At 46.2% G+C, this 24,873-nt stretch carries 20 protein-coding genes and 1 tRNA gene; 9 read left to right on the top strand and 12 right to left on the bottom strand.

Annotation, left to right across the window (positions count from 1 at the left end; all coding sequences use genetic code 11):
• Positions 1-64 precede the first annotated feature (64 nt).
• Positions 65-1,189, top strand: a complete 1,125-nt coding sequence (locus ACYVE4_RS30615; protein WP_461044226.1) for a glycoside hydrolase family 130 protein — start codon at positions 65-67, stop codon at positions 1,187-1,189.
• A 21-nt stretch (positions 1,190-1,210) separates the two neighbouring features.
• On the opposite strand, the gene ACYVE4_RS30610 is transcribed toward ACYVE4_RS30615, so the two are convergent.
• Complete coding sequence (locus tag ACYVE4_RS30610; RefSeq protein WP_461044292.1) at positions 1,211-2,953, bottom strand: alpha-amylase family protein; 1,743 nt, start codon at positions 2,951-2,953, stop codon at positions 1,211-1,213.
• A 187-nt stretch (positions 2,954-3,140) separates the two neighbouring features.
• Between ACYVE4_RS30610 and ACYVE4_RS30605 the strand changes: the two genes are divergently transcribed.
• Together ACYVE4_RS30605 and ACYVE4_RS30600 are read left to right on the top strand one after the other, a co-directional pair.
• On the top strand, positions 3,141-3,830 hold the full coding sequence (locus ACYVE4_RS30605) for a DUF421 domain-containing protein (protein WP_461044225.1): 690 nt from the start codon (positions 3,141-3,143) through the stop codon (positions 3,828-3,830).
• Positions 3,831-3,837: 7 nt separating this feature from the next.
• Positions 3,838-4,527 carry a DUF421 domain-containing protein gene (locus tag ACYVE4_RS30600; protein ID WP_461044224.1) on the top strand — a complete coding sequence of 230 codons (690 nt, stop codon included), beginning with the start codon at positions 3,838-3,840 and terminating at the stop codon, positions 4,525-4,527.
• Positions 4,528-4,584: 57 nt separating this feature from the next.
• On the opposite strand, the gene treZ is transcribed toward ACYVE4_RS30600, so the two are convergent.
• From treZ to ACYVE4_RS30575, 5 genes are all read right to left on the bottom strand, one after another.
• Positions 4,585-6,444, bottom strand: coding sequence for a malto-oligosyltrehalose trehalohydrolase (gene treZ / locus ACYVE4_RS30595; RefSeq protein ID WP_461044223.1), 1,860 nt, complete (start codon positions 6,442-6,444; stop codon positions 4,585-4,587).
• A gap of 19 nt (positions 6,445-6,463) precedes the next feature.
• Entirely contained in the window at positions 6,464-8,071 is a 1,608-nt protein-coding gene (locus tag ACYVE4_RS30590) for an alpha-amylase family glycosyl hydrolase (RefSeq protein WP_461044222.1), read from the bottom strand.
• 231 nt (positions 8,072-8,302) lie between these two features.
• Complete coding sequence (locus tag ACYVE4_RS30585) at positions 8,303-9,526, bottom strand: PQQ-dependent sugar dehydrogenase (protein WP_461044221.1); 1,224 nt, start codon at positions 9,524-9,526, stop codon at positions 8,303-8,305.
• Positions 9,527-9,717: 191 nt separating this feature from the next.
• Positions 9,718-10,833 (bottom strand): alpha/beta hydrolase, encoded by a 1,116-nt coding sequence (locus ACYVE4_RS30580; protein WP_461044220.1) that lies wholly within the window; start codon positions 10,831-10,833, stop codon positions 9,718-9,720.
• Between the two features lie 311 nt (positions 10,834-11,144).
• Positions 11,145-11,217: transfer RNA gene (locus ACYVE4_RS30575), tRNA-Thr, on the bottom strand.
• 83 nt (positions 11,218-11,300) lie between these two features.
• On the opposite strand from ACYVE4_RS30575, the gene ACYVE4_RS30570 reads away from it, so the two are divergent.
• Positions 11,301-13,259, top strand: a complete 1,959-nt coding sequence (locus ACYVE4_RS30570) for an ABC-F family ATP-binding cassette domain-containing protein (RefSeq protein WP_461044219.1) — start codon at positions 11,301-11,303, stop codon at positions 13,257-13,259.
• A gap of 78 nt (positions 13,260-13,337) precedes the next feature.
• Here ACYVE4_RS30570 and ACYVE4_RS30565 read toward each other — a convergent pair whose 3' ends face one another.
• Positions 13,338-14,117: a DUF3667 domain-containing protein gene (locus ACYVE4_RS30565; protein WP_461044218.1), complete on the bottom strand. Its 780-nt coding sequence runs from the start codon at positions 14,115-14,117 to the stop codon at positions 13,338-13,340.
• A gap of 152 nt (positions 14,118-14,269) precedes the next feature.
• Here ACYVE4_RS30565 and ACYVE4_RS30560 point away from each other — a divergent pair, with 152 nt between their 5' ends.
• Positions 14,270-15,334 (top strand): PA0069 family radical SAM protein, encoded by a 1,065-nt coding sequence (locus ACYVE4_RS30560; RefSeq protein WP_461044217.1) that lies wholly within the window; start codon positions 14,270-14,272, stop codon positions 15,332-15,334.
• Between the two features lie 13 nt (positions 15,335-15,347).
• On the opposite strand, the gene ACYVE4_RS30555 is transcribed toward ACYVE4_RS30560, so the two are convergent.
• Positions 15,348-16,292 carry a bestrophin family protein gene (locus ACYVE4_RS30555; RefSeq protein WP_461044216.1) on the bottom strand — a complete coding sequence of 315 codons (945 nt, stop codon included), beginning with the start codon at positions 16,290-16,292 and terminating at the stop codon, positions 15,348-15,350.
• Positions 16,293-16,383: 91 nt separating this feature from the next.
• On the opposite strand from ACYVE4_RS30555, the gene ACYVE4_RS30550 reads away from it, so the two are divergent.
• Positions 16,384-17,682, top strand: coding sequence for a type IX secretion system plug protein (locus tag ACYVE4_RS30550; protein ID WP_461044215.1), 1,299 nt, complete (start codon positions 16,384-16,386; stop codon positions 17,680-17,682).
• A gap of 126 nt (positions 17,683-17,808) precedes the next feature.
• Here the strand turns inward: ACYVE4_RS30550 and ychF are convergent, their stop codons facing one another.
• Both ychF and ACYVE4_RS30540 read right to left on the bottom strand, forming a co-directional pair.
• Positions 17,809-18,909, bottom strand: a complete 1,101-nt coding sequence (gene ychF, locus ACYVE4_RS30545; RefSeq protein WP_461044214.1) for a redox-regulated ATPase YchF — start codon at positions 18,907-18,909, stop codon at positions 17,809-17,811.
• A gap of 238 nt (positions 18,910-19,147) precedes the next feature.
• Entirely contained in the window at positions 19,148-19,474 is a 327-nt protein-coding gene (locus tag ACYVE4_RS30540; RefSeq protein ID WP_461044213.1) for a DUF3276 family protein, read from the bottom strand.
• 277 nt (positions 19,475-19,751) lie between these two features.
• Here ACYVE4_RS30540 and ACYVE4_RS30535 point away from each other — a divergent pair, with 277 nt between their 5' ends.
• Both ACYVE4_RS30535 and ACYVE4_RS30530 read left to right on the top strand, forming a co-directional pair.
• On the top strand, positions 19,752-20,186 hold the full coding sequence (locus ACYVE4_RS30535) for a septal ring lytic transglycosylase RlpA family protein (protein WP_461044212.1): 435 nt from the start codon (positions 19,752-19,754) through the stop codon (positions 20,184-20,186).
• Between the two features lie 154 nt (positions 20,187-20,340).
• The gene (locus tag ACYVE4_RS30530) at positions 20,341-21,252 is read left to right on the top strand and encodes a DUF58 domain-containing protein (RefSeq protein WP_461044211.1); all 912 of its coding nucleotides are present in this window, start codon (positions 20,341-20,343) and stop codon (positions 21,250-21,252) included.
• Positions 21,253-21,331: 79 nt separating this feature from the next.
• On the opposite strand, the gene ACYVE4_RS30525 is transcribed toward ACYVE4_RS30530, so the two are convergent.
• Positions 21,332-22,831, bottom strand: a complete 1,500-nt coding sequence (locus ACYVE4_RS30525) for a thioredoxin-like domain-containing protein (RefSeq protein ID WP_461044210.1) — start codon at positions 22,829-22,831, stop codon at positions 21,332-21,334.
• A gap of 103 nt (positions 22,832-22,934) precedes the next feature.
• Here ACYVE4_RS30525 and ACYVE4_RS30520 point away from each other — a divergent pair, with 103 nt between their 5' ends.
• Complete coding sequence (locus ACYVE4_RS30520) at positions 22,935-23,744, top strand: YdcF family protein (protein ID WP_461044209.1); 810 nt, start codon at positions 22,935-22,937, stop codon at positions 23,742-23,744.
• Between the two features lie 48 nt (positions 23,745-23,792).
• Here ACYVE4_RS30520 and pfkA read toward each other — a convergent pair whose 3' ends face one another.
• Positions 23,793-24,767 (bottom strand): 6-phosphofructokinase, encoded by a 975-nt coding sequence (pfkA, locus tag ACYVE4_RS30515; RefSeq protein WP_461044208.1) that lies wholly within the window; start codon positions 24,765-24,767, stop codon positions 23,793-23,795.
• Positions 24,768-24,873: the final 106 nt, after the last annotated feature.

Raw genomic sequence — 24,873 nt, 5'->3', positions numbered from 1 at the left:
AGGGTAGAAGTAGTTAACCTGTTACCCATCTGAAGGATTATTTGAAGCAAGATTCCGTTACTATATGGCTTTTTCAGTCGATCAACTCATCTTCTCACCCAATGATATCGACCTGAGTTATTCCCCTCTGCGCGAAGCGATTCAGGTCGATACGTATGTGCTGGGGGCATTCAATCCAGGGCTTGCCTGGCTGCCCAATGGCAATCTGCTCATCATGATTCGGGTAGCGGAAGCGCTTCGACAACCCATTATTGGCGAGCTAATTCATACCATCCGCTGGGATGCCGAAGCGGGTTATCAGCTCGATGCGTATCCGTTGAATAGTGTCAATGCCGCCGACCCGCGCAAGTTTCAACTGCTGGGAAATCCTTACAAGGTTATGGCGCTCACATCCCTGTCGTGGCTATTGCCGGTCGAATTGTCTGCCGATGGAACAAGCGTTGTGCAGATTCATTACGACAAAATTATTGCGCCCCAGCGAACCTATCAGGAATATGGCGTAGAAGATGCACGGATTACAAAAATTGACGATACCTATTACATGACCACCTGTTCGGTCGGTTCGGATCGGCACTCGACAACGCTGTATACGTCAACAGATGGACTTAACTATACACTCGAAGGTATCATTCTGGACCATCAGAACAAGGATATGGTGTTTTTCGAGGGTAAAATCGAAGGGAAGTTTTTTGCTCTGACCCGCCCACTCGGTGATTTGTATTTTGCCACTAGACCGGGTAGCCCTTATTATGCCGGTCCATCCATTAATCTCGCTCAATCGCCGGATGGCCTACACTGGAAACCAGTTGATGAACCGTTCATCCGCGCCCGAAAAGGCTCCGCTTCGACTATGAAACTAGGAGGAGGAACGCAGCCAATTTTAACCGATCAGGGCTGGCTGATGCTTTATCATGGTGTTCAATTGCAAGGGGTGGTGGGCATTTACCGCACGTTCTGGGCGCTGCTGGATGCGCAAGACCCAAGCCATATTCTTCATCTGGAGGATACAAAACCTGTACTGGAATCAAATTCAGCGTTGATCGAACCTATTAAGGACCAACTGTATCTGTCCGACGTCGTCTTTACTACAGGTATTGTCGATGCGGGCGATCAGTACATCGTGGCTTCGGGGGAATGCGATCTGGCCTGCCGCATTACGCATATTCCAAAAGGCCAATTCAACGTATAACGGTAAAAGGTGAGATGATGGTTATTCATTAATCACCCGGAACCAACTATAGCCATAGCCTGGTAGCTGAACCGCATACCCTCCTTTCGCGTCAACTTGACTTGGTTGCTTCGTCGATAGGTTGATCAACGAACGGTTAGCTTTTAACGAGGTAGCTATCGCACAGGGTTGCGGCTCAGGGCTGAAATTATGAATCATTACTAACGAGCGGCCTTGCCAATCGTACTGAATAGCCAGCACATGCTGCGACCCCGTATCGAGCAATTTCCACGTTCCCCAACCGATTTCTGGGCACTGTTTGCGCAACCTAGCCAACTTGGTAACCTGATTTAGCAGCGAGGTTGAATCGGCTTGTTGAGCAGCCACGTTGACCTTTGGATAACCATACGGACCTTGGCTGATTATTGGCCGAACGGTTTTTGACGCGTCTGAAAAGCCTCCATTTACACCATTTGACCACTGCATGGGTGTACGAACCGATAATCGCTCCTGCAATCCCAGATCGTCGCCCATGCCGATTTCTTCTCCGTATCGTATAACGGGCATGCCGGGCAGTGAAAACAGAACACTATATGCCAATTCGATCAACCGTTTATCGCCCAGCATAGGCGCCAATCGGCGTCGAATACCCCGATCATAGAGTTGCATGGTCGAATCGGGACCCATCCGGTCGTATACTTTGCCACGTTCGGCATCGCTCAGCCGACCTAAATCAATTTCATCATGGTTGCGAAGGAAATGTGCCCACTGTGCCGTTGGAGGAATGTTCTTGGTATCGTCCAGGGCTTTTCGGAGTAATTTGGTTTCGCCGGTAGCCAGGGCGTAAAACAGATGTTGATTCGCGAAAAAATTGAACATCGTCTGCATATTTTGGCCGTCCTTTCCGAAATAGGGTTCCTGCTCTTTTGGGTCAACATTCGCTTCGCCCAGCACAATCGCATCTCGTTTATGCCACTGAATGAACTGATGCATTTGAGTAATGATATCGAATTGATGGTCAGGCTTATCCGGATCGAAATCGGGGTTAGCGATCTCAATAAGAAACGGCACGGCATCTACCCGAAAACCGGAAATGCCTTTGTCGAGCCAATGCCGGATGATTTTGCGCATTTCCTGCTGTACAACCGGATTTTGCATGTTCAGATCCGGTTGAAACGCATAAAATCGGTGGTAGAAATATTCGCCAGCCTGTTTGTCAAGCGTCCATACATCTTTTTGTACGCCCGGAAAAACCATCCCTCTATCCCATTTCTTCGGACGTTCTTTGGCCCAAACGTACCACGAACGATACGGCGAATCGGGGCGCTGACGGGCTTGCTGAAACCATGGATGCTGATCGGAGGTGTGATTCGTAACCAGGTCCATAATCACCCGAATCCCCTGCTGGCTGGCCTGACGCATAAATTCGTCGAAGTCCTGGGTTGTACCCAGTCGCTTATCAATGCCGTAAAAATCGGAAATGTCGTAGCCATCGTCTTTGTTTGGTGTGGGCTGAAACGGAGCCAGCCAGATCGTTTCAACGCCTAGTTTCTTCAAGTAACCGAGTTGTTGCGTAAGGCCGTTAAAATCGCCGACGCCATCATGATCCGAGTCTTTAAATACTTCGACATCAACGCTGTATAAAAGGGCGTTTTTATACCACAGTTCCTGGATGAAATCGGTTGGTATGGGAGCCGCCGGAATCTCTTTCGATTCTGTTTCGGAAGGGTTATTCTGGCAGGCAATACATAAACTGATGACTAAACTTAGCGTTAATTTCTTCATGAAGAAGTGCTGAATGGACATATCTTTCGCTGATAAATTCAACCCCGGCAACCTCCATCTGTTAGTCATAAAAGCCTTTTGTGAGGCTATGGCCTACGAATTATTCATAATCTGTGTAATTACATAAATAGATCAGAAAACTTAGCTTTTCTCTAATCATTTTGATTAAATGAGAAGTTAGGGGGGCATGAAGAAAGAAGATATTCAACTGAATGATTGGCATCGAATATTGATTGGCGACGCTCCCTCCGAATTCTTACTCGAAGTATTCATCCGTACATCGCTAATTTATCTGATCCTACTGGTTGTCCTGCGTCTGCTGGGGAAACGAATGAATGGGCAGATCACCAATCTGGAGTTAGCCGTAATGCTCACTATGGGAGCCATTGTTTCGCCCGCTATGCAGCTGCCCGACCGGGGACTTTTATCAGGCATTTTGGCCATGATTTGTGCACTAACGTTTCTGAGAGGCACTAACTTGCTAGGTTTCAAAAGTTCTAAATTCGAGCAGGCCATTCAGGGAACTGAAACGACTATTATCAAAGATGGAATCCTCCAACTGGATGTGATGGCGAAAAACCGGCTCTCTCACCAACAGATTTACGCAGCTTTACGCAGCGAGAATGTGTACAATATGGGAAAGGTAAAACGGATGTATTTAGAGGCCTACGGCATGTTCAGTGTGTATCAGGATGAGGAAACCAAACCGGGTTTATCCGTCCTGCCATCCTCTGACGACGAAGTTCATTCAATTCATCAACACCCCGATAAAAAAAGTATGGCTTGCACCAATTGCGGCAATACCCTTCCGGCGGCCCCTAAACTAGCTTCTTGCCCTATTTGCCACGCCAATAACTGGGCCGACGCCATCCAATAAAACCAGCATGAACAAGGAAGATATTCATTTATACGATTGGCAACGGATTCTGGTCGGGGAAGTACCGGGAATCTTTTATGTCGAAATTCTGATTAGAGCAGCCGCTGTCTACTTACTACTGGTAGGTTCGATGAGACTCATGGGCAGACGCATGGCCTCGCAGTTAAGTCGGAATGAAATGGCGGCAATGATTTCATTAGCAGCCGCCATTGGGGTACCTATTCTGGACGCACATCGAGGCCTGTTACCCGCGTTTATTATCGCCCTGATTGTGATATTTACCCAGCGGATTGTTTCGTACTGGGCGGCCAAAAATGAGAAATTCGAGGGTATTTCTCAGGATATTTTGAGCACAATGGTGGAGAATTCGGTTATGCAGCTGGACCATATGAAAGGGTCGCGCATTACCCGCGAATTGCTTTTTGCTCAGCTTCGATCTAGCGGTTTATTGCATCTGGGGCACGTAAAACGGCTGTACATGGAGGCAAATGGCGCTTTTACACTCATTGAGGAGCCTACGCCAAAACCTGGTCTATCAATTCTACCTGAATGGGACACTGATTTTATTGCTCAACAGCCCAAAGCACCGGGGCAATACGTTTGTTATCACTGCGGCAATGCACAGCCTTCTCCACACCGAGCAACCGACACCTGCTCCAATTGTGGCCATCATGATTGGGTAGAAGCGTTGAAGTAAAGAGTCGACCTCACCCCCGGCCCCTCTCCTAAAACAGGAGAGGGGTTAGGGGTGAGGTCAGCCCCAATCCGTATTCAATCTCCCTCTATACACACTTACACTACGGGGAGGCAACGTCAGCAATTCGCCAGGCTTAACTTGTACCGGTAACCCTTCATTTTTCGCCCCCTCTATTTCCTGCCATTGCCTTTCGGTTGAATCCAGCAGTTTTTCCCAAACACTCACCCAGACGGGTAGCGCGTAAGGAATTTCTTCATCCGACAGATTGAACAGACAGGTTAGTTGTTGCTGTCCATCAACCGTTTGTCGATGCAGTACAAAACCGGATTGACTCAGTACTGTTACCCGAATATCGTTTTTGCTGACATTTCGTAAAGCTGGAACCGCTTGCCGGAGCTGAATCAATGCCCGATGCCAGGTGAGCATTATCTGGTGTTTCCCGTCGGTGCGCTTTTGCCATTGTATCTTCGAGTCGAGAAAGGTCGTTTCGGCGAACGGGTCCGGCAACTCGGCATCGCCGATAAAGGCTTCGAAATCTTTCTTACGGCCTTTGCGCACAGCCTCTACTAAGTCGGGATCGGTATGGCTGACAAAGTAATAAAATGGCGATTCTTCAGCATATTCTTCTCCCATGAACAGCAACGGGACATAAGGCGATAGCAATATAGCGGCAGCCGCTACTTTCTGCCGATCGAAATCAACTAGATTCGATAGTCGCTCTGTTCCCAATAAGTTACCGACCTGATCGTGGTTGAGGTTGAAGACAACGAATCGATCACCGGGTGTTCCAGCGGACGAAGCCCCGAACTTTCGCTTTCGGAAGTCCATATAATCACCACTGGAAACAAAGCCGTCGGTATACGCTTTAGCTAGTTGTTCCATGCGGCCAAAATCACTGTAGCGCTTTTTGCCTTCTTTATTGAGCAATACATGCAGCGCGTGATGAAAATCGTCAAGCCATTGGGCATCAAATGCATATCCACCTAATTCGGTCGGTTTAAGCACTCGTGGACTGTTCAAATCCGTCTCAGCAACCAGGTACAACTTACGACCTAACTGCTGCTCCAATTGCTTCACTTTTGTATGTACTAGTTCCCATATATGAACAGCGCCCGTATCGTATACCTCATGAATCGCGTCGAACCGAAGGCCGTCTACATGATAATGTTCGAACCAGTACAGGGGATTATTCGAAAAGTAATCCCGTACGCCATCCGACCAGTCCCGATCAAAATTCAAGGCATCACCCCAAGGAGTGTGATACTTGTTCGTGAAGTAAGGGCCAAATTGGGTGAAATAATTGCCCTCCGGCCCCAGGTGATTATAAACCCCATCCAGAAAAATAGCCAGACCACGTGCATGACAGGCATCGACTAGTTTTTTTAGCCCCTCAGGTCCACCGTAAGATTGTTGAACCGAGTAGGGATATACGCCATCATATCCCCAATTTCGGTCGCCGGGAAATTGACAAATGGGTAATAATTGCAGTGCATTTACGCCTAGCTGCAACAGATCGTCAAGCCGGGGAATAATGCCTTCAAATGTTCCTTCTGGCGTGAATGTTCCTACGTGTAGTTGATAGAAAATCAGGTCGTGAAACGGTAGTCCTCGCCATCCCGCGTCTTGCCAGGCATAGGTAGAATGGTCAACTACCGCCGAGGGGCCGTGTACATCTTCGGGCTGCCATTGTGAGGCCGGGTCTGCAAATGTTCCCTGATTATCCAGTTTATAGAAATACCGCGTACCGGGTTCTATGTCATCCAGTTCTAGTCGGAAGTAACCCCATTCGCTACGCTCCATTGGAATTTCCCGTTCTAGTGGCTCGACGAGTTGGAGAGTCACACGTTCTTTTTCCGGAGCCCAAACCGTGAATACACAATGTCCGTTTCCCGTATAATTTGCACCTATTGACTTCATTCGTTTCTAAATAAGAGTGCTAGTTTAATCGGATGAGTAATCCCTCGTCGCCTTCCAAACTGATGCTGTCCGTTATCAGACTTCCTTCCCATTCAGGTGATGTCGAGATTTCAACGACGCCGTTGAGTGTGCTATCCTTAGCTTTGAAATACGCCGGGCGATGGCTGAGATTCAGGAGAATCAGAAAGCGGGGCGCATCTTCCCATTGTCGTATGTAAGCAATGAGTTGCGTATCGGCATAAACGGGAGTGTAATCGCCAATCCGCAACGAAGGTTCTTGTTGTCTTAATTTAATGAGTCGCTTGTACAGCGAAAGCATCGAATAGGAATCATGCTGTTGCAGATCGACATTGGTTCGGAAAAAATCTCTGGCCAGCCGGAGCCAGGGTTTTCCGTACGTAAAACCTGCGTTGGGCATCCTTGCCCATTGCATAGGCGTTCGGGATGGGTCGCGACTTAAGTTTTTATCAGGCATATTTAAGCCCTGCGGGTCCTGCACCTCCTCAAACGGAATAGGTACATCGTGCATACCAATCTCGTCGCCATAGTAAATAGTTGGTGTTCCTCTTAGAGTAAGCAGTAGCATAGCCGCTACCTCAGCCTGGTCTTTCCCCACCCGGCTGACAATTCGAGATTGATCGTGATTGCCCAACACCCAGTTTGGCCAGCCGTGAACAGGCAAAGCGCCTTCGTATTGGTCAATGGCTGCCGCAATCTGCCGGGCGTCCCAGGGAAGCAGCAACAATTGAAAATTAAATGGCAGATGCGCACCTTTACCATCAATACCGTAGTACGCAACCAGCTGATGGATAGGTAGATAGATTTCGCCAATCATCATCCGGTCGTCATAGCTATCCAACAAATGCCGCATATCCATCACCAGGTCGTGTACCTCCGGCTGATCGGTAGAATATACGGGCAACAGTTGCTCATAAGTCGCCATGTGCGGCTGGTAATTGAGATTTACGGGGTTATCGCGCAAATTCTTATCCTTGATCATGTGCCACATCACATCCACCCGGAAGCCATCTACCCCTTTTTCCAGCCAGAACCGCATTACATCCAGCATGGCTTCCTGAACCTCTGGATTGCGCCAATTCAAATCGGGCTGTTCTTTCAGGAACGCGTGGTAATAATACTGCTGGGTCGTTTCGTCCCACTCCCAGGCCGAGCCACCAAACACGCTCAGCCAGTTGTTCGGCAAAGCCCCATCGAGACCACTATCCTGCCAGATGTACCAGTCCCGCTTTGGATTGTCGCGCGAGGAGCGGGATTCCAGAAACCAGGGGTGTTGATCCGACGTATGATTCGGAACTAGATCCAAAATCAGTTTCATCCCCCGATTATGTACCTCGACCACCAATTCATCGAAGTCATCTAATGAGCCAAATAAAGGGTGAACATTCTCATAATCAGAAATGTCATAGCCAAAATCGGCCATAGGCGACGGGTAAATCGGTGAAAGCCAGATAGCTGTAACGCCTAATTCTTTAACGTAATCGAGTCGTTGTAAAATCCCCTGAATATCGCCAACGCCGTCACCATTGCTATCCTGATACGATCGGGGGTAAATCTGATAAATAATGCCTTCCTGCCACCAGTGGTGTTTCGTCTGGTATTCACTCATAAGTCTATGTCTAGTGGAAACACAATATTTAACTGTCAAATCGGACAAAGGGCTTACGAAATGGGTAAATTCGAGGGAGCAGCGAGGTATTGGTTGGGTGAAAAGCCGTAGAAAAATGGTCTGCATCAGCGATTTATACCGACACAGACCATTCTGAACTACTACGTCTCCTACTTTAATTTTTAAGAAAATCTCCCGGTTATGCCTTTGCAGGCGCATGAGATACTCAACTTATTTCTGATACGCGACTCGATAAATTACCCCATTATTGTCGTCAGTAAATAACAGCGTCCCGTCGGGCATCGTAGCAATACCAACCGGCCGACCAAATTGCGACTGATTGTTATCCACCAGAAACCCCGTCACAAAATCGTCGATGCGGGTAGGTTTGCCATTATCAAAATGAACCCGCACAACTTTATAGCCCGACGGTTGCGTACGATTCCAGGAGCCACGCATCGTTGCAAACGCATCGTTTTGATATTCGGTGGGGAACATACTACCCGTATAAAACACCATGCCCATTGGAGCCGCATGAGCATCGTAGGATAAACTCGGCAAGGTTGTTTTCGCCAGAATCTGCGCATAGGTCGTATCGCCCATGGGTCGGGGGTGCGGATTATAATTGCCGTCGCCATAGATATAAGGCCAGCCGTAATAAGCGCCCTGCTTAATCAGATTCAGTTCTTCTAACTGCTGCTCGTCGCCCAGCCAGTCAATTCCATGATCGAGCCCATAGAGTTCCTTTGTTTGCGGATGCCAGCCAAATCCAATCGTATTCCGCAGGCCACTAGCGAAAATTGACCGGCCGGTTCCGTCTGCATTAGCGCGTAGGATCGTCGCATTTTCAGCGTTGGGTTCTGCACAGGCATTACAGGTGCTACCCACAGTAAGATACATCAAGCCATCCGGGCCGAAACCAATGGTCCGGTTTGGGTGCTGACCTCCGTCGGGTAAATTACTGATTAGCATTTGCGGCTGTGCTAACGTACCATCGGTATTTATATCCGCCCGATAAACTTCTCTGACAGCTACCAGATACATTTTATTTCCGTAGATCGTAACACCGTGTACTTGCTTGATGTTGGCTACAACCTGTTTTTGGTCGACTTTTCCATCGGCATTCGTATCGCGTAGCAGAGTAACGGTTCCGGCATCTCGACTGGTCACATATACATTACCGGATGAGCTAACAGCCAGCATTCGGGGTTTACCCAACTGATCGGCAAACTTCGTAATGCTGAAGCCTGCCGGTACTTTCAACTGTGCGATCCGCTGATCGGTAGCCTCCACCAGTGCAGGTTCGAAGACGTTACCCTCTACCTGTGCCGAGGTTGGCTGTTTGTTGGTCTCAGGAATTTGAGGATCAACTACTTCGTTCTTATTGCAAGCGATTAATAAACAGGTTGCCAATGTAAAGGACAGCAACGGCGTGGTCAGAATTCTTTTTTTCATAAATCATATACGTTGAGATTGGAATCCGTTAGCTCAGGATACTAAAGCTGTTTTAGGATTTACTTTTCACGGATAATTCTTTGGTTTTGTCAGCCTGTTATACCCCTAAATCCCCTGAATGGGACTATTTTAACACTTGAGAAAAGTCCCCTTCAGGGGATTTAGGGGTATAACAGTAAACTACAGATTCATTAGTTAAACGCATTCGTAAGTTGCGTAGCGGCTAACTCCTGTGCCTGTTGAGCTTCGGGGACAATGGCATACATGCCGAAAAATTCGTGCGTAACGCCGTTGTACAATTTATACGTGACATTCACACCAACGTTTTGCAGTTTCTTACTCAGTTCCATCCCTTCGCTCTGTAGCGGATCAATTTCGGCTGCGATGATTGTGGTAGGTGGTAGCCCGCTTAGGTTCGCTTTGTCTACTAAGGAAATCAATGGGCTATCTCCATCAGCTGGGGAGTTGAAATAATTATCTGTGAAGTATTTTACCAGAGGCCGGTTCAGTGGCTTAGCATCCTGATAGATGTTGTAGGAAGGGGTATCCAGGTTGTTATCAGCCACCGGATAAACCGACAGAATATGTACTGGCAAACCCACACCTTGATCACGAGCCATCATACTAACCGTTATGGCCATATTTCCACCGGCACTTTCGCCAGCTACAGCCACTTTAGTCGGGTTCCCATTCAGCGAAGCCGCATTTTGTTTCACCCATTTATAGGCCGCAAAAGCATCTTCATGGGCCGTTGGGAATTTATTTTCCGGCGCCAGACGATAATCTACCGATACTACAATAGCTCCTGTTGACTGAGCCAGAGCCATTACAGAGTATTCATATACCTGTGTATTGGCAATTACCCAGCCTCCACCGTGGTAGTACACAATAACAGGTTTTGGGCTTGTACCCCCATTAGGCGTATAGACCACAATTGGAATGGAAACCCCTCCGGCTCCCGGAATCATCTGCTGGGTCACTGTGACATTCGCGGTCGGACGCACGATCTTATTTTTATCGAGCAGCGAATTGACTGCATCTTTAAATGATGGTTGTTGGCGGGCCTGCTGAGGTGGCAGCGAATAAAGCGGAACGGGGCTGAGCCGCCCAAGTTCCTCAATGACTGCCAACATTTGAGGAGTGATGGTTGGCCCCCAGGAAGGCTTGGGCGCATTAGACTGGATCGATTGGCCGGGCAGCGGAATGCGGTGATCCTGGCAAGCGGCAACAAAGAATAGGATAAAAAAGGCAACAAAGGTTGCTGGGCCGATACGCTGTACCGGCAGTTTTCGAAAAAGGTTTTTCATGAACGTTGTTTTTTATACTAACCATGTCCCACAGATTACGGATCGATTACTCGTCACAGAGTGAGGAAACGGCACGGAAAGTACGAGTAAACCAACTGGGTCAAGGGGGACAGATAGTCGAGGGTGTTGACTTTGCTACTTCGGTCAGAATGTGCCAACCTTTATCAGTGCAGATATAGCAGGGGAGACTTCAGGAGGGATTTACTTTACTTTCTCTTATAGGCTTTAATAAAGGCTATAAAACTAAAAAGGCTAATCAGTTGATATAGAGGTTTTTCACTCTAAAACTGATTAGCCTTTATACGAAAATGAGCCTCCTACGGGATTCGAACCTGCGACCTACGCATTACGAATGCGTCGCTCTACCAGCTGAGCTAAGGAGGCTTTTATGCTGTTTGCGGGTGCAAATATAACCGTTTGGAATTTATGAACGCAAGTATCCGGCTTCTTTTTGGTAAATTTGCACCATGATTTCCATCACAAACCTCTCGTATTACCTCGGGAGCCGGGCTCTTTATGAAAATGCCTCGCTTCATATCAAGCCAAGTCAAAAAATCGGTCTGATCGGTCTTAATGGAACCGGTAAATCCACATTACTCCGCATTATCAATGGAGAATATCAGGCCGATGGAGGCTCAATCTCGAAAGCTGGTGACGTAACGCTCGGTTTCTTAAACCAGGATTTGTTGTCATACCAAACCGATGAGTCAATTTTATCGGTGGCCATGCAGGCTTTCGAACGCCAGAATCAGCTTCAAACTCAAATTGATGAGTTGCTCCATGAAATGGAGACAAATTATCGCGATGAACTGGTTGATAAGCTCGGAAAAGTACAGGAAGAATTCGATGCGCTTGATGGCTATACCGTACAGGCAAGGGCTGAAGAAATTCTGGAAGGTCTCGGCTTCTCAACCGACGATCTTCAAAAACCACTTCGGACTTTCTCCGGAGGTTGGCGGATGCGGGTGATTCTGGCAAAATTATTACTTCAGAAGCCATCGCTGCTCATGCTCGATGAGCCGACTAACCACCTGGATCTGCCCTCTATCCAATGGGTAGAAAAATACATTCAGACCTACGAAGGGGCCGTGATTGTCGTATCGCACGACCGCGAATTCCTGGATAATGTGGTCGACACAACGGTTGAAGTAGCGGGTGCCAAGCTCAATTATTACCCTGGTAATTATTCGTTTTATCTGGAAGAAAAAGCACTGAGAAATGAAATCCAGAAAGGAGCCTATGAAAACCAGCAGGCTAAAATTCGACAAACGGAACGGTTTATTGAGCGATTTAAAGCTAAAGCGACCAAAGCGAAACAGGCGCAGAGCCGGGTGAAACAGCTGGCCCGTATGGAACTGGTCGATGCGGTGATTGACGAATCGGCTCGGGTGAACTTCAAATTTCAGTTCTCGACCCAACCTGGTCGGCATATTCTACATCTCGAAGATATTACCAAACATTACGGTGCCAAGCGGATTTTGACCCATGCGGATATTCGACTTGAACGGGGCGATAAAGTTGCGCTGATTGGGGCCAATGGTCGGGGAAAATCGACGCTGTTGCGGATCATTTCAGGTTCAGAAATGCTGAACGATGGTCGTCGACAGTTGGGTCATAATGTCTCCTTCAGTTTCTACGCACAGCACCAGCTGGAGTCACTGAACGTAGAAGATTCGCTGCTTGAAGAATTGAAACAAGCGAATCCGACTAAAACAGAAGGTGAATTGCGTGGGGTATTGGGCTGCTTTTTATTCTCCAACGACGAGGTTTTTAAGAAAATCAAAGTGTTATCTGGGGGGGAAAAGTCGCGGGTGGCACTGGCGAAAGTGTTGCTTTCACAGGCTAACTTTCTGCTGCTTGATGAGCCGACCAACCACCTGGATATGCAATCAGTAAACATTCTGATTCAGGCGCTGGAGCAATACGAAGGTACCTATGTAGTTGTTTCCCACGACCGATATTTTGTATCGCAGATTGCCAATAAAATCTGGTATATCGAAGACGAACAGATCAAAGAGTATCCGGGCACGTATGACGAATACGAATGGTGGATGGAAGAACGTCGGGCAGAGGGCAAAGGGCAAGTGGCTGAGGGCAAGAACTCAAAGTCGACAGTTAATCAGACGGTACCATCTACTCCAAGTCCTATGCCCACTGCCAATGATAATGATCGGAAAGAGTGGCAGCGTACACTGAAAAAATTATCGCAGCAGGCTGAGGAATCAGAAACGAAGATTGGTCAGCTGGAAGAGCGTAAAAAACGACTCGAAGCAGAACTCGCTGATCCAGCTACCTACGGCGATGATAAACTAATGCAAGCGAAGAACGATGAATATCGACGTATAACAGCCCAGATTACTCAATTGCAGGACGAGTGGGAAACGGCTATGCTTGAAGTTGAGGAAATAGAGAAAAAACTCGCATAAATCGGGCGACTTATTGTATTGCAAAAGGCCAGAATGCTAATCCGTTCTGGCTTTTTGTTTTATATCGCTAATGGATTGCTAGCCGAATTTAATGTATAGAAAAACGGCTCCACCGGATAATACTACCCAACTACCAAGGGCTAATACAGTGGCTATGAGAGTATTCAGGTAACCTGTAAACTTGTGGTAATTCAGGAATTGGTAATAGGCAACGGATAGATAAATGAGTTGAAAAATGAGGAGTGATCGGTTCAGGAATGGCAAATAGTCATTCAGAAGAAAACCAAGTATCAGGATGGCCAGAATGCTGGTCAACGAGAAAAAGCTCGAAAAGAAAACCTGAGCGACCAGATGCTCAGCGTAATCAATACCACTTCGGCGGAAGTAGAGCCAGAAAACGAGCGCAAAAACGGGAATAGCCGCTAAACCAATCACGTTGATATTTTCTTCAATAAAAAGCGTAGACTGTCGTCGTCGCTCATAATAAGGCAACTCTTCTTTGGAGATGTTTTTTGCTACACGTTGGCTGGTTTTCTGCGTCGTAAATCCAGCTGTGTAAGGTTTTACCAGACTATTTACGGATAAGTTTAGGCCTAATACCAGCAGTAGAAATGAGAACGGATTGAAATATTTTTTGCGTTTCCGATCAATGATATACTCGCGGGCAGTTGCTCCTGGGTGAAGTGCCAGATCTTTTGTTAGAGACAAAACACCTTTATCGACGCTAAAAATAGCTTGAAAAAACTCGTCGAGAATATGGCTGATTTTAAAGCGAGGCAGGTCCTTTGTCTGTGCACAATTAGGGCAGTATGCAAAATGCTGTTCTAACGTAGCTGAGCAATTTGGACACGTTTCCATAAAGATTGACTGATGAGGCCGAAGTTTCCTGCAATCTGCGGCAAATTAGTGAGTTAGTCAACGGCCTTTTGGCGTCCTTCTGAATAAAATAGCGTGAAAAATTTTGTTTATATAATACAAGTAAAATATAATTGCATTTCACTTGTATACTCATGGGCGACTATAAAAAAGGCAGAGGAGCGCAATTCAATTCGGCAAATTCGTTTGCCCGACATCAATACGAACCCGATCAATCGGCTGAATCGTTCGATCAGGATTTTCCCGAACCAACGATAAAAACGCAGTTTTTTGAGGAGACGCCCAAAAACATTATTAGTCGACCCAATAGCCCAGACATAGGTTTTCAGGCTTCGATTAATCCTTATCAGGGCTGCGAACATGGCTGTATTTATTGCTATGCGCGCCCATCGCATGAGTACTGGGGTTTTTCGGCGGGGCTTGATTTCGAGAGTAAAATCATGGTCAAAAAAAACGCACCTACACTGCTTGAAAAGATATTTCAGTCGCGTTCTTACAGCCCTACAGTGATTCATTTTTCTGGTAATACAGACTGTTACCAGCCAGCCGAACGAACCTATAAACTCATGCGCCAACTGCTTACGCTTTGTTTACAGTACCGAAATCCGGTCGGGATTATTACGAAAAATGCGCTCATTCTCCGGGATTTAGATATTCTGGAGCCGATGGCCAAACTCAAACTGGTCAATGTCGCTATCTCGATTACAACACTGAATGAAGAATTACGTCTGCTGATGGAACCTCGAACCGTTACGGCAGGCCAGCGATTGAAAACGATGAAAACGCTGCATCAGGCAGGTATACCTGTTGGTATAATGACGGCTCCAATTATTCCCGGTTTGAATGATCAGGAAATTCCTAAACTGATTGAAGCTGCTGCCGACAATGGTGCTTGCTGGGCAGGTCATACTATTGTCCGGCTAAACGGAGCGTTAGGCCCACTTTTTACCGATTGGCTCAATCAAACCTTTCCTGATCGCGCTGACCGTGTGCTGAATCAGATTGCTGATTGTCATGGCGGCCAATTGAATGATTCCCGATTCAAAACCCGTATGACAGGGCAGGGAAATTATGCCGAGAACATTTCCCAATTGCACCGCATTGCCTGCCAGAAATACCTGAAAAATGGAGAACTCCCAAACCTTACCACCCGCTTATTCCGACGGGCCGGACAAATTGGTCTATTTGAAGGTATGTGACTTTATCTACAATTTATCTATCATACCGGAAGCCCGTTTTTGGGGGGCCTACCTGCTCGGCTTGTTCGAGGGTTAAGGTATGATCGAACGATTGGGTTACGGTTTTATGAATGCCTTTACAGATCGTATCGAGTGGAAGATCATTGTCGTCGGTACCAAACGGATTTTCAATTTCTTCGGCAATAATTTCGAGACTGCCTAACACGTAAAAAACAAATACAACCAGCGGAACAACTAAATAATGGAGTATCGATACGTAGCCAAGGGGAAGCGTCAGGCAATAAATGGAAATGAATTTCTTAATAAATGAGCTATAGGAAAACGGAATGGGTGTGTTTTTAATCCGTTCACAAGCTCCGCATACGTCCATAAATCCCTGAATTTCAGGATTGAGTATGATCAGGTGCTCAGGTAATAAGATGTCTTGCCGCTGGAGCTGATTTATCTTGCTAAACATAGCCAGCGCAATTTGTTGCGGTACGTGTTCGTTCAGATGCAAGTTCTGTAGGCTAAACGAAGCTGTTTCGGTAAATTCAGCGTTGATGTCTTCCTGACGGAGGTGATTTTTTAGCGCAAAGGCGAAATTAGGAATCATAGCCCGAAAAAACGCACGCGTTTCAACGTGTTCGACGGCTAGTAAGGGGTCTAGTTTCAGCGCAAAATTGCGGCTGTTGTTGACTAAAGAACCCCAAAGTTTTCGCCCTTCCCACCAGCGGTCGTAGGCTGTATTGGTGCGAAACACGAGTAACATCGAAATCACAAAGCTCAGCAGCGTATGCATGAGCGAAAAGTTTTTCAGATGTGGGTTACTACTTAGATCAAATAACTCGATAAGGTGAACAACGATAAATGAATACAAACCGATTCCTATCAAAACGGGTAGTAGCTTGCGGGCTGTATCGGCTCGGTTAAAGGTGATCAGAAATCTACCCCATTCTTTAGTATTGTAGTTAACCATGTACGTTTTTGGTTGAGTCGACCATAATCATACGTGATTTTGTTAACGATCACAACGTTATTTGCCAAATTTCTTTGTAATAAAGTCAATTATGCGTAACCCTGTTTGCTTTTTGATCCTGTCGCTCTGCTGGATAGCTGTATTTCCATTACGTGGCCAACAGCTCCAGACAATCGATCATATTTATGACCCGAAGGTGCAAACGGTACTACTATTTCCGCAAGTCAGCAACAATCTGCTTGATCCCTCGCTGACGCTAAATCCGCCTATTATTTCGCTGGATGAACAAACTCCTTTAGTACTGGAATTTGATGATTTGATCGGTACATATCGTTCGTTTCGGGCGCGGCTGGTGCATTGTAACGCCGATTGGCAGCGATCGATTTTAAACGATATCGAATTTACTTACGAATACAACGACAATCCGATAACCGAATATCAGATTTCCGTAAATACCAAGGTTCCATATTTTCACTATCAGTTCACGCTTCCTAAAGTGAAATTACCCGGCAATTATATTTTGGTCGTCTACGACGAACGGAATCGAAATAATATCATTCTAACGCGTCGATTTATGACGTATCAGAATCGGGTAAACGTATCGGCTAGTGCCCATTTTTCGAGTGATCCATCTCGTCAGTTTACCGATCAGCAGATTGACTTTTCGATTAATTATCGTGGCTATCAGGTGATTTCACCGCAGGATGATTTCAAAGTAGTAATCCGGCAGAATTACCGCGATGATCGGATCCTTCAAGGACTTCGGCCTACTAATGTACAGGCATTTGATCAGGTGCTCGAATACAGGCTGATTGACCTCAGCAACACAATGCCAGGAGGAAATGAATTTCGATTTTTCGATACACGAACGATTCTATCGCGTGCCAACTATATTGATCGAATTGACCGCCCGGCTGACCGCAATATTGTTTACGTACAGGTCGATCAGCCACGAAATCGGGGTGTCTATATCCAGAGCGACGATTTCAACGGTATGTTCGTCATTGACCATCGCGAAACGGGCAATGGAGCTACTAATGCCGATTACGTTGAAACGGTTTTTACCTTGAAAACGCCAGAAATTCCAGGAGTAGAGATGTACGTAAACGGCGCGTTTAATTTCTGGCAACTGAACGATCGCAATCGGATGGAATTCGATGCATTGCTGGGTGCGTACCGAGCGTCAATCCTGTTGAAACAGGGCGTATACAATTATGATTACGCCGTAAAAACGACCGGCGCACAACCTCGAAGCGATGAACACTTAATTGAAGGTGCCTTTTCATCGACCGAAAATGACTACGAGATTCTGGTTTATCACCGCCCACCCGCATCCCGCGCCGATCAGTTGATTGCCTATCGACGGGTGGGGGTAAATAAAAGGAAGTAGTTGTTTTTGTCATGCTGAGGCACGAAGCATCTTAACGTTTCCTTATCTATCCGTTTGGATGTTTTAAGATGCTTCGTTCCTCAGCATGACAAAAATTCGCGCTAACTAACCTGAAACAGCGCAGTGTTAAGCCCCGTGCAGGAATTCCATAATGTCGCCATCCTGTACGACGTACTCTTTCCCTTCAACGGCTAATTTACCCGCTTCCCGGACACCCGATTCTGTTTTAAATTGTTGAAAATCGGGTAGTTTCATGACCTGCGCCCGGATGAATTTCTTCTCAAAATCAGAGTGAATAACACCAGCTGCTTGGGGAGCCTTCCAGCCCCGATGGATGGTCCAGGCACGAACTTCTTTAACACCGGCGGTGAAATACGTAATTAAGCCCAATAATTTGTACGAAGCTTTGATGAGCTTGCTCAATCCAGATTCGGTCAGACCGTATTCGCCCAAGAACATTTCCCGTTCGTCTGGGTCTTCCATTTCGGCAATCTGTGACTCAATTCCGGCGCTAATAATCACTACATCAGCACCTTCGTCTTTTACCGCATCCCGCAAGGTATCTGAATAAGTGTTTCCGTTAGGCAACGACCCTTCGTCAACGTTCGCTACGTAAATAACTGGCTTGATAGTCAGTAGCGAAATATCGCCAATAGCTGCTTCGCGTTCTTCGGGAGACAATTGTACCGTTCGGGCGCTCTTTCCGGCTTCCAGTGCCGTTTTATATTGCTTCAGGATTTCCAGATCGGCTTTGGCTTTGGCATCACCAACTTGGGCTGCTTTCGCAATCTTCTGAATTTTCTTGTCAACCGACTCTAAATCTTTGAGTTGTAATTCCGCATCAATGATTTCTTTATCCGCAATCGGATTGACTTTGCCTTCTACGTGCACGATGTTATCATCTTCAAAACATCGGATGACGTGCACAATGGCGTCTACTTCCCGGATATTCGCCAGAAATTTATTGCCCAAACCCGCTCCCTGACTAGCTCCTTTGACAAGCCCAGCAATATCCACAAACTCGATAATAGTCGGGACCACTTTTTGTGGATTGACCAGTCCCTCGAGGATATCTAACCGCTCATCAGGCACAGTAACTACCCCTACGTTTGGTTCTATTGTACAGAATGGGTAATTAGCCGCTTCGGCTTTCCCACTCGAAATCGCATTAAACAGTGTGGATTTACCGACGTTCGGCAAACCCACAATTCCACATTGAAGACCCATAAATAATTTTGAATGAGCGAATAATAGAATGATTGAATAATTTGTTTTCAGTAGCTATTCAATCATTCTATTATCCAAAATTCAATCATTGATTTCTGCAAAAATACATCCCCAACGGCGGACCGCAAAAAAAGCCTTCGGCGCGATGCCGAGGGCTAACGGTGGGTTGGGCGAATGTTGAAGGATTTACGAGCGTAAAGTCTAAATCATACAGTACATTGACAGGTGTAAATTCTAGTTATTCCCACTTTAATTCGCTGGCGAAGTCGTCCTGTTCATCGCGTTCGCGTTGTGTGAATTGGGCAAAATCGACTTCAGGCATCAGTTCAGTTTTCACATGTTCCACGGTTTCCTGTAAGGCTTCCACGAATTTGTCGAAATCCTCTTTGTAGAGAAACATTTTGTGCTTTTCGTAAATGAAACCTTCGCCCTGCGGATGCCGACGGCTTTCGGTAATAGTTAGATAATAATCATTGGTACGGGTCGATTTAACGTCAAAAAAATACGTTCGCTTTCCCGCCCGAACTCGCCTTGAATAGATTTTCTCTCGATCTCTGTCGTCCACAATCAGTTAGGTTTAGTCAGTTCACAACCACTAAAGTACGGGCATTCAGGTAAGAACAAAAGCAAAGTATGTAAATATATTTTGGGGTATAATAACCACAAAATAAAGTAAGAGTGTGGAGGCCATTCTACAGTTTTTTTAGTAAATGCTTGGTAGATAGGGCCATTTAATCTATATTTGTTAAATAGGAATTGCACTTTTTGGGGACGGAGACCCTGCGTAACGTATATATGCATCGTCGACCGTCTATTTTTTTGTTCACGTAACCAATAGCTGTATGAGTTTAATCGTGTCCCTTATGTTGTTTTTTAGCAACATGAAATCGGCGGAGGCTCTTCCGAGCCTCATACAGAAAGGCAAAGCGTCTTTTTATTCCAAGAAGTTTAATGGTCGCAAGACTGCATACGGTGAGCGAGTGAGTGCCGAAGCACTCGAAGGAGCTCATCGCCACTTTCCACTCAACACATTGGTTGAAGTTACCAATCTGGATAACAACCGATCCGTAATTGTACGAATCAATGATCGGGGTCCTTTTTCAAAAGGTCGTGTTATTGATTTGACTCATGCAGCGGCCCGCGCACTTGGCATGGTGTCGAAAGGAATCGCTAATGTATCGCTTCGGGTTGTCGGAAAAGGCCGACCCATTGCTTTATTTCCTACGGCCTTCAGTGCGCCCGTAGATGATCAACCCATGCTGGAGCCTGCATTCTAATCTACTGATTTAGATACTACTAGCTAAACCGTTCGGCCTCTCCCTGTGCAATTCCTGTGGGAGATGTCGAACGGTTCGGTTTTTGCGTTATATTCAAAGAGCGAAAGAGTATAAATTCTTGCGCCCGATTTCATTCTTTCGTTCTTTAGAGTACATGAAACAGCCTCTCAACCTCAGTCAGGTACGCTCCTTTGGTAATGTCGAATTTCTGGCCCGGCAGTTGGTCGAAGGATTTATTACCGGACTTCATAAATCGCCTTTTCACGGCTTCTCCGTAGAATTTGCCGAGCATCGGTTATACAATACAGGCGAGACGACCCGTCATATTGATTGGAAAGTGTTTGGAAAAACGGAAAAGCTGTTTGTCAAACGCTACGAAGAGGAAACTAATTTACGGTGTCATTTATTGGTCGATACGTCCTCTTCGATGTATTATCCCGAGGCTAATTACGGTAAGATAACATTCAGTGTCATGGCGGCTGCTTGTCTGGCGTATATGCTTCAGCGTCAGAAGGATGCAGTTAGCCTGACGACATTTGCTGATCAGATCGATTTGCAGACGCCGACCAAATCAACTCCGTCGCACGTACATAAGCTGTTTACCCAGTTAGACCTGCTGATGCAGCAACCAAAACCGTTGCGTAGAACCTCGGCGGCCGATGTGATTCATCAGGTTGCTGAAAAGATAAATAAACGGTCGCTGGTGGTTATTTTCAGTGATATGTTTGAGAATGCAGATAAAGCGGATGTACTCTTTTCTGCACTTCAGCACCTACGCCATAACCTGCATGAAGTATTGGTTTTTCACGTCACCGATAAAAAGACCGAGGAGGAGTTCGCCTTCGATGAGCGGCCCTACGAATTCATTGACCTCGAAACGGGCGAGAAAGTAAAACTCCAGCCAGGACAGGTACGTGAGACGTACCAACAAGCTGTCAAATCGTATTTTCAGGAATTGAAAATGCGTTGCGGCCAATATAAAATCGATTTTATTGAAGCCGACATCGCCAACGGCTTTGATCAGATTCTGACTTCGTATCTAGTCAAACGAACGAAAATGAAGTGATTGAACCCTGTTAGAAATAAGAAGGCCGACGCAAACTATTGTCTACGTCGGCCTTCTTATTTCTAATACTATAAATCTTCTATTTTTTTACACTTGCTTTGGCATTGGCTGGGGCAACGGCTGGTCCTTTAGGCGCTTGTGCACTCGCCTGCTGGCGTTTGTGGAAGAGGATAAAATCTTCCATTTGCTCGACGGGAAGCTTGCGGGCAATAATTTTTCTGTTCTTGTCAAGAACATAGATCGTTGGCGTCGTCCAAACGTCGTATTGATGTCGGAAATCGGTACGATAGGTAAAATCGTAGCCGTTGATGGCATTCTTCAGTTTGAACTCCCGAATGAATTTCTTCCATTCTTCAGGACTTTGATCAATAGCGATGGCGACGACCTCAATGCCTTTTCCTTTATACGTATCGACAAATTTCTGCACTTTTGGTGCGCTTTCGCGGCAGTGCCCGCAGGTTGGTGAATAGAAAAAGACGACCGTATAGTCTGCTTTAATGGCTGAGAAATTAATGGGCCGTTTGAGGGTATCACTCACCACTGGCGGAACCAGTACTTTACCAACCAGATTGGGTTTCAATGTGGCTACCCGCTCGCCAATGCTTTTCAGCGTCGACGAATCGGATACGGTCATAATGCCGGTTTTGTAATACTTCTCAAACATGTGAACAAACAGCCCATCTGTACCCATCACTTTAGGTTGTTCGTATTCTTTGGTGATGTAGTAGATCGTATAATATTTCACTTCACTGTTTTTTCCTGCGATGGCTTTGTTCACCAGAAAATCGGCTTCTTTAATGAGCGAATCGGGATTCTGAACGGTCAATTCTTTGATATATCGCTCAATTTTTTGTTGCAAAATAGGTGTTCTGACAAATCGCTCATCGGCGAAATCGAAATCGTTCCAGAAGTGGCTTTTGAAGTAATTAAACACCCAGGTTGAATCGGGTCGGCCATTCGGTGCTTTCGGAGCAGTTGGTACATCCGGTTCAGCAGTTGCTTTGAAAAGTTTAACCGCAAATGTGCCATTATTGTCTTTCAAAAACTGATTGCGATAGTCGTTTGCCTTCTTTTGCAGTTCCCCTAATTGTTTGTTGAACATGGCAACCGAAACCGCGTCGTTACGTATTTTTTTCTGCATATTGATGGCCTGCGCTTCATCCGAAAAACCGGCAAGTTGCTGTTGATACGCATAAAATGCTTCGTTTTCTTTTGAGTCGGTCACTTTCATTCCTTTAACGATATTGGCCGTATCGGTTTCAAAAGAAAATTGCTGATCGTCGGTTACCAGAAACTGGATATATGGATTTTTGGTAGGAGCCACCACCATATACAATCCTTGCGGAAGGCTTTTTTTACCTTCAAACACCATATTACCTGCTTTATCGACACGAGCAGTGTCTTTAGGAATATACTGCGTAGCGCCAAAATAGTGAGCTAATATGCAGGTCGTATCCTTTAAACCGTTGATGCGGCCCGTGATTTTGAAACCGTCGGAGGGTTTTTCAGCGGTTGATTGTGCCCACGCAACAGGCGATAAAAGCAGGCCAAGCAATGCGGTTAGAAGAGGGTTTTTCATACAAACAGGTGCGTATCTTCGCAGATGAATAAAGACAAATTTACGGTAAGAAGCGGAAACAATCTTATTCCTTACAAAACGCTTGCCACACCTGTTGTAGTCTATGTTTTATTTCTTTTCCAAAACGATTACTTACTTTTTTACACCTGCGGGATGGCTGCTGTTGGTGTTATCACTGGCGTTTTTTACCAAAAATGCCCAATATCGTCGTCGATTAGTCGGGAGCGCATTGATTCTTTTCTGGCTGATCGGCAACTCGTTTCTGACCAACGAATTGGCTTTGTGGTGGGAATATCCGATTCAGCCAGTGCCGGTTCGTTCGGATTCGACAGCACAAGTTGCCGTTTTGCTAACTGGCGGAATGATTAATGGGCAGCTAGAAATTCCAGCGTCAACACAAGATCAGAAATCAAACAAACGGTTCCTGTTGAGTCGGGAAGCGGACAGAGCTGCTCAGGCAGTCTACCTTTATAAAATCGGTAGCGTGCAGAAGATCCTGATTAGTGGCGGACCGGGTAATCTACCATTTCGTCCTGAAAATGTTCGTGATGAGGGCCAGGAGATTGCTCAGTATCTACGTATATCAGGCGTTCGGCCAGAGGATATTGTGTTGGAAAACAAAGCCAGGAATACGCATGAAAATGCACAATTTACAGCACGTATGCTTCAGCAACAATTCCATCTGCAACACTGTGTATTGATTACCTCTGGCTGGCATATGCGCAGAGCGATTGCCTGTTTTCAGAAGGAAGGTATTACCGTAAGCCCATTTCCAACCAGTTTTTTAAGCACCAAACGATCGTTTTTGCCGGGAGAGTGGTTGTTACCCCGCGAAGAAGCCATGTTCAACGCGTATTTCCTGGTTCGTGAACTAATTGGTTACACGACCTATAGTGTGATGGGGTATATTTAATGGTTGAATGATTGAATCACTAAAATTCTATCATTCAACCATTCAGCATTAAACAGATAGAATCTTTACCATCCGAAGTAAATCCTCATTAATCGGCTTAGGAAGTCGTATCGTATCACGGAATGCCGTATAAACCAGCTCGTTATTAACGATGCCGGCCATCACGTTTTTCTCGCCATTCATTAATCCTTCCAGAGCTCCCAGGCCCAGACGACTAGCCAAAATCCGGTCGTAGGCAGTTGGAATACCGCCCCGCTGAATATGGCCTAGCGTTGTCACCCGCATGTCGATGTCAGAAGCTACCTGTTGTCGAATTTTCTCCGCAATCTCGGTTGCATTTCCTGCTTCTTCGCCTTCAGCAATCACAACGATAGAGGATGATTTCTGGCGGCTCCAGCCCGATCGAAGCGTTTCGACCACTTCTGAAATTGGAGTGAGTACTTCGGGCACCATTACCATTTCAGCACCACCGGCAATCCCCGATTGAATAGCGATATAACCCGAATCGCGGCCCATCACTTCAATAAAGAAAATTCGGTCGTGGGAGTCGGCTGTATCGCGAATTTTATCAATGGCTTCCAGCGCGGTATTTACGGCTGTGTCGAACCCAATCGTATAGTCAGTGCCGTACAAATCATTGTCGATGGTTCCCGGTGCGCCAACGGTTGGGATGCCATACTCATCGTAGAAAAGCGTTGCGCCCGTAAACGTACCATTACCGCCGATCGCAACCAGTCCTTCGATGTCGAATTTTTTGAGTTGCTCGTAAGCTTTAGCACGTCCTTCAGGCGTCATGAATTCTTTACTGCGAGCCGATTTCAGAATCGTACCTCCACGCTGTACGATATTACTTACCGAGTGCGAAGTCATCTGAAAAATATCGCCGTTTATCATTCCGCTGTACCCCCGGCGGATACCGAACACTTCGATTCCGTGATAGACCGCCCCCCGGACAACGGCCCGGATACAGGCGTTCATACCCGGTGCGTCGCCACCCGAGGTAAAAACAGCTATTCGTTTCATAGGTTAGAACAATTTTTTAACGGAATTTCACAAAAAGGTCAGGTGGTATCACAATAAACCCCGCAAATTTATCCTCATTTCACAATCTAAAGGCATTCCGTTGGCA

It is taken from the genome of Spirosoma harenae, assembly GCF_054776975.1.
Note: the sequence above shows the minus strand (reverse complement) of the source record. Positions and strands in the feature narration are given on the sequence as shown.